Annotated in this window: 2 protein-coding genes and 1 pseudogene; 2 read left to right on the top strand and 1 reads right to left on the bottom strand. The window is 65.3% G+C overall.

The features are described 5' to 3' along the window. Positions 1–510 (top strand): annotated as a pseudogene (locus A2I95_RS32190) (acyl dehydratase); the annotation flags it as partial. Between the two features lie 223 nt (positions 511–733). Here A2I95_RS32190 and A2I95_RS32185 read toward each other — a convergent pair. Next, positions 734–1774, bottom strand: coding sequence for an FAD-binding oxidoreductase (locus A2I95_RS32185; RefSeq protein WP_291736375.1), 1041 nt, complete (start codon positions 1772–1774; stop codon positions 734–736). 58 nt (positions 1775–1832) lie between these two features. Here A2I95_RS32185 and mnmD point away from each other — a divergent pair. Further along, positions 1833–2295, top strand: a 463-nt coding sequence (gene mnmD, locus A2I95_RS32180) for a tRNA (5-methylaminomethyl-2-thiouridine)(34)-methyltransferase MnmD (protein ID WP_291736372.1), incomplete at its 3' end; no start/stop codon positions are given.

Raw genomic sequence — 2295 nt, 5'->3', positions numbered from 1 at the left:
GTTCTGGAAAAGTCAGAGAAAAAAACGGGCCGCACCGGGCCGTTGGGGCTGGTTACGCTGAAGCATGAGATCCGCCAGCAGGGGGCGCTGTGCCTGACGGAATGGCATGATCTGGTTTACCGCGAAGACCCGGATCCGGCGTCACCCAAGCCGGTGCCGCCTGCGGCCCGCACCGATGAGACAGAGATGCGGCAGGTCTCGTTCAGCTCGACCCTTCTGTTCCGGTATTCTGCGCTGACTTTCAACGGGCACAGGATCCACTATGACCTGGAATATGCCCGCAAAACAGAGGGCTACGCGGGGCTGGTTGTTCACGGGCCGCTGCTGGCGCAGCATCTGCTGCTGCTGGCGGAAGAGCTGATGGGGCCGCTGGCGGAATTTTCCTTCCGCGCGTCCTCGCCGCTGATGCATTTCGAGACTGCATCCCTGTGCTGCAATGGCCAGGACCTGTGGGTGCGCGGCCCGGACGGGCAGCAGTGCATGAGCGCAGTAGCAGTGCCCAGAGGCTGAAACGGGGGGCTCCCGCGCCCCAAGCTGCCCTTGCCGGGCAGATTAGGGGCTTGGGCGTGGCGCCGCTTCGCGGCGCAAGGTTTCCGCTGAGAAGCGTTGAAGAGGTGCGGGCCGTCCTGGCATTGATCCGGGAGATCAATTCAGGCGCAAACGGGCGGAACCCTGCTTTTCGAAGCGCGCATTCGATTGCAAGGCGCCCTTAGCCGCCTCAAGGGTGCGGGGATCAAAGGTTGTCTTCCACCCGGAACCCTTCGGGGATGCTGTCCGCATCCTCCAGCAGCAGGTCCGCCATCACATGGGCCGCTTTGGGGGCCATGCCAAAACCGATCTTGAAACCGCCGTTGGCGATGAAATGGCCGTCGCGGCCAGGCCAGGCGCCCAGCATCGGGGCGCGGGATTTGGCACGGGGACGCACGCCGGCCCAGCGTTCGATCACTTCGGCTCCGTGCAGCACCGGCACCGCGGTGCGGGCGCGCTCGACGATATCGTCAAGCTGCGCGTCCGTGCTCTTGCCATCCTCGAATTCGCGCTCGCTGGTGGAGCCGATGGCCAGGGTGCCGTCGGCGTGCGGAATGATATGCAGACTGTCGGCAAAAAGCTGCGGTACAGCGCCCTCGTGAAAGCGCAGGAGCGCGGCTTGGCCCTTGACACCACCGCCCACAGTTTTGCCGAATGCCTTGTTCAGCTCCAACAGGCCCGCGTAGCCTTTGGCATGAACCACCTTGCCCTGATCGGCGGCCTCCGGCTGCACCTCGACCCCCATCACAGCCAGGGCAGAGACCAGCGCCGCACAAGCGCGGCGGGGGTGCATCCGGGCGCTGAGGGTGTCGCGGATGACATAGCCCGTCGCACTGGGCGGCACCCAGGGGCCGAGGCTGTCCGCCTTGCAGACGGCCCATTCAGCTGCGTCTTTCCACAGATCGCGGGCGGTCGCTTCGCGCTGGCGGGCAAGCTCCAGAGTACGCGCGTCATTGATGGGCTGCAGCCGCCCGGTGCGGCCATAGCCGGGGGAGACGCCGCCAGTGGCCTCGACCTCGGCCCAGAAGCTTCCGGCCATCAGCAGGCTTTCGAGCTGAAATTGTTTCTTGGGGTTCCAGTTTTCCGGCACATGCGGGGCCAGCGCGCCGACAAGACCGCCGCTGGAACCGGCGCCGGCTCCGAACAGGTCCGCGATCTGTACACGCGCGCCGCGCCGCGCGCAGATCCAGGCGATTGACAGGCCGAATATGCCAGCCCCGTGCACCGTTACATCTGCCATTGCCATTCGGGGATCCTTTCGCCAGTGTCGCGCCGTTCTGGACAACCACTTAGGGGATTATAGCATGGCAGACCAGCAGGCCCGCCTCAGCTGGCGCGATGGCACCGTGCCGGTGTCGGATCAGTTTGATGACCCCTATTTCTCAATCCAGGACGGGCTGGCGGAGACAGAGCATGTCTTTCTGGCCGGTAACGGCCTGCCTGCACGCTTTGCCCCGGGTTTTCAGATTGCCGAACTGGGGTTTGGAACCGGGTTGAACATGCTGGCCGCCTGGCGCGCCTGGGAGGCGGCAGGGCAGGCAGGGCCATTGCAATTCACCAGTTTCGAGGCCTTTCCCGTGGCGCCCGCCGACATGGCCAAGGCGCTGGAGGCCTTCCCCGCGGTGGCCCCTTGGGCAGAGCGGTTTCTGGAGAAATGGCAAGGCACTGGCAGCTGTGATCTGGGCAGCCTGCAGCTGGAGGTGATTACCGGCGACGCGCGCGTGTCGCTGCCGGAGTGGACAGGGCAGGCGGATGCCTGGTTTCTGG

It is taken from the genome of Leisingera sp. F5 (genome assembly GCF_001593695.1).
Note: the sequence above shows the minus strand (reverse complement) of the source record. Positions and strands in the feature narration are given on the sequence as shown.